Annotated in this window: 5 protein-coding genes; all 5 read right to left on the bottom strand. The window is 56.4% G+C overall.

Annotation, left to right across the window (positions count from 1 at the left end):
* On the bottom strand, positions 1-306 hold a 306-nt coding region (locus NR126_RS28240), incomplete at its 3' end, for a transporter substrate-binding domain-containing protein (protein WP_372827619.1).
* 95 nt (positions 307-401) lie between these two features.
* Positions 402-1,793, bottom strand: coding sequence for an aldehyde dehydrogenase family protein (locus NR126_RS28235; protein WP_256832466.1), 1,392 nt, complete (start codon positions 1,791-1,793; stop codon positions 402-404).
* 61 nt (positions 1,794-1,854) lie between these two features.
* Positions 1,855-2,670: a CoA ester lyase gene (locus tag NR126_RS28230; RefSeq protein ID WP_105756121.1), complete on the bottom strand. Its 816-nt coding sequence runs from the start codon at positions 2,668-2,670 to the stop codon at positions 1,855-1,857.
* The gene (locus NR126_RS28225) at positions 2,667-3,512 is read right to left on the bottom strand and encodes a MaoC family dehydratase N-terminal domain-containing protein (protein ID WP_105756122.1); all 846 of its coding nucleotides are present in this window, start codon (positions 3,510-3,512) and stop codon (positions 2,667-2,669) included. The genes NR126_RS28230 and NR126_RS28225 overlap by 4 nt, the downstream gene beginning before the upstream one ends.
* Before the next feature lie 25 nt (positions 3,513-3,537).
* Positions 3,538-3,632, bottom strand: a 95-nt coding sequence (locus NR126_RS28220; RefSeq protein ID WP_256832467.1) for a hypothetical protein, incomplete at its 5' end; no start/stop codon positions are given.

Below are 3,632 nucleotides of genomic sequence, written 5' to 3'. Positions count from 1 at the left end.
GTTTTGCACAAGCGGGATGCGCGTTTGTGACGTCACCAGGTTGTACCGTACGTTCAGCTCGGGCATCTCAAGTTCCTGCTTGATAGCGTCGACAATTTTCAATTGGATATCATGGGAGTAGCCAACTGGTTTGCCGGAAGCATCGGCGATGTAGGAGAACGGAATTGAAGAGTCTCGATGCCCCAGGGTTATGGTCGCCGAGTTCTTGATTTTTTTAAGTGTACCGGTAAGTTCGGCAGCCATCGCTGGCGTGAAGGTTAACGCCGCAGTCAGAGTAGCGCCCAGCATTGCAGGGAAGACTCGCATCAAAAGCTCCTCATAAGGGTGGGGCGAGTCTTTTTCTGACTCGCCCATCTTTGGCTCAGCGGACGTTTTCGCTGGGCTTGGCGACTTGCTTGATGTTAGTGACGGTCCAGCCAGACGGTCTGTGCATTACAGAACTCGCGCACACCGAAATGCGACAGTTCACGGCCAAAACCGCTTTTCTTTACGCCGCCGAAAGTGACGCGTGGGTCGGTTGCGCAATAGCCATTGATGAATACGCCTCCGGTTTCCAGTTCGCCCGCCAGCTTCTGGGCCAGTTCGACATTGCGTGTGTAGATGGTCGAGGCAAGCCCGAACTCACTGTCGTTGGCCAGTTCCAGTGCGTGTGCTGCGTCCCGCGCGGTGATGATCGATGCCACGGGCCCAAACAATTCCTGTTTGAATGAGGTCATCTGGTCGGTGACATCGACAAATACCGTAGGCTCGTAGTAGTTGCCAGGGCCTTCGGCTTTTCTGCCTCCCAACAACAAGGTCGCACCTTCTTCCAGGGTATCCCGGACCTGACGATCCAGTTCATCGCGCAGATCAAAGCGGGCCATGGGTCCGATGTAAGTGTCTGTGGCCAGTGGATCGCCAATGACCAACTTGCAGGTGGACTCGACAAACTTGCGGGTAAACTCCTCGACAACGCCTTGCTCGACAATCAGGCGTTTGGCAGCCGCGCAGACTTGTCCGGTGTTTTGATAGCGGCCAATCACAGCGGCTTTGACGGCTTCGTCTAGGTCGGCGTCGTTGAGCACAATGAATGGATCTGAGCCACCCAGTTCCAACACGCACTTCTTCAAGGCTGCACCCGCCTGCGCGCCAATAGCCATGCCAGCTCGAACACTGCCTGTGAGCGTCACTGCTGCGATGCGAGGATCTGCTATCGCAGTTGAGACACCGTCGGGCGTGACATTGATGACTTCGAACACACCATCAGCAAAGCCGGCGCGCTTGAACGCGTCTTGCAGCAGATAGGCGCATCCCATCACGTTCGGCGCATGTTTGAGGACGTAGGTATTGCCGGCAATCAACGCCGGGACGGCGCCGCGCAGCACCTGCCAGACGGGAAAGTTCCACGGCATCACGGCGAGAATCGGGCCCAGTGGACGATATTCAATTCGTGCCTTTCCGCCCTCAACCTGTGTGGGTTCGGCAGTCAGCATCGCGGGGCCGTGTTTGGCGTACCACTCACAGAGCTGCGCACACTTTTCAATCTCACCGCGCGCCTGAGTGTTGGGTTTGCCCATCTCTTGAGTGATCATCTTCGCCATCGTTTCTGCGCTGTCGCGCAATGCCCTTGCCAAAGCGATGAGTGCTTGCGAACGCATTTCGACGGGTTGGCTACGCCAGGTGTAAAACCCTGTAATCGCACGTGACAGTGACGCCTCCAGTTCCGCTGCGGATTCGAAGGGGTAGTGGCCGATCTGCTCACCATTGGTGGGGTTGATTGAAATGGCATGGGTAAGGCTGGAAACGTTAGTCATGACACCGTCCTGTAGGATGGGAATGGATGCATAGCTTCTAAGCAACAGCGCCGGTGTTGAATCAGATCGCGCGAGCCAAAATGGATTGGGCGCGACCAATGACCGGGGCATCGACCATTTGCCCATCCAGCACGAAAACGCCTTCACCTGAACGAGCGGCTTCGATAATGCGTTGCGCCCAGTGCAATTCTTCCTGGCTTGGTTTTAGCGCCTGATGAATGATCGCGACTTGGGTTGGATGGATACACAGCGCGCCACCAAAGCCCATGTCGCGTGCAAAATGAACCGCGCGTAGCAGCCCTGCGGTGTCCTGGATCGACGGAAATACCCCATCCAACGCTGGAGCGAGCGCTGCAACTCGGGTGGCGAGCAAAACGGCGTAGCGCGCATGGCTAAGGATTTCTTCAGCGGCAGGGCTGCCAGTAGTCAGGTTCAGGTCCAGACCCAGATCCAGACTACCGAACGACAAGCGCTCAACACTTTGAGTGCCGGCAATCTCGTTTAATGCTGACAAGCCCTTGGCGCTTTCGATGATTGGCCAAATCGGTTTTTCGGTACCCGCAGCAGTGGTGACATGTTTCGCGCTTTCTGCTTTGGGCAGCAGAATTCCGATCACGCCGGCGTGGCGTCGGCAAAGATCCAGATCTGCAACATGCGCCCAGTGATCCGGGGCATTCACTCGGACCAGAATCCGTGCATCCGAGGCTTCGGTCAGGAACGCGTCGAGATTATCCCTGGCCTGCTCCTTGAGGTTTTCTTGCACGGCATCTTCCAAGTCAACGATGACCCGATCCGCCCCGGTGGCAATAGCTTTTGAGATGCGCTCTGGTCGAGTGGCCGGCACAAACAGGGCGGAGCGAACAATTGATTTGCTCATGGCGTTGCTCCATTGCTGAACTCGATCTCTCCGATCTGTGCTGTGCCGTCCTGATTGCCAGCCCAGACCTGTGCCTTGCCGTTTTCGATTAGACGTCCGCCCACCTCGAAAGGCTGAGGCGAAATCAGAGGTCGTACTCCGCGGAATGCGAAACGCTCCAGGCGCGCAGTTGGATGCGCTTTGGTAAAGGCACGTAAATTCAACGTGGCGATCAATGGACCATGTACCACCAGCCCCGGATAACCTTCGGTCTCTGTCACATACGGCCAGTCATAGTGAATACGATGACCATTGAAGGTCACTGCGGAATAGCGAAACAGCAGGGTTGGAGTGGGCTCTATCCGTTCCTGCCATTGGCCTTCAGGTAGCTTTTCGGTACCGTTCAGTTTGGGCGGGGAAGGTTCACGGTAAACAATGTCCTGATCGTCTTGTAGGGCGCGTTTGCCGTCCTGGAAAAACTCATGGCGTACTGTGACGAACAATAAGGAACCCGTGCGACCGTGCTTCTCCTCGACGTTGAGGATGGTCGATACACAGCTCACTTCAGCATCCACTTTTAATGGCTGGAAAAACTCAATTCGGCTTCCCGCCCACATGCGATTGCGGTTATGGGCCGGCGGCAAAAATCCCCCAAGCGCTGGATGGCCGTCCGGCCCCAGTTCGCTGGCACCCACCGGCTCCTGAAAAAATGCCCAGTGCCACAGGGGCGGCAGCGGCTCACCGGGTTGTGGTGCCGACTCGCCCAATGTCGCGGCAATGCGTCTGACCAGAGTGAAACTGATCCGGTCCTGGCTTTCCTGACGTCGTCCAATCCAGGCGGAAAAATCGGAACTGCTGCTCATATTCTTTGCTCCAATCGGTCAGTGATCAAGCCAGGGTGGCCATTTCTGGAATCGCTTCAAAAAGATCCGCCACCAAGCCGTAATCGGCCACCTGGAAGATCGGCGCTTCTTCGTCCTTGT

This window comes from Pseudomonas sp. Pse1, from assembly GCF_024519635.1.
Classification (GTDB): domain Bacteria; phylum Pseudomonadota; class Gammaproteobacteria; order Pseudomonadales; family Pseudomonadaceae; genus Aquipseudomonas.
This window is presented reverse-complemented; position numbering and strand designations above follow the sequence as displayed.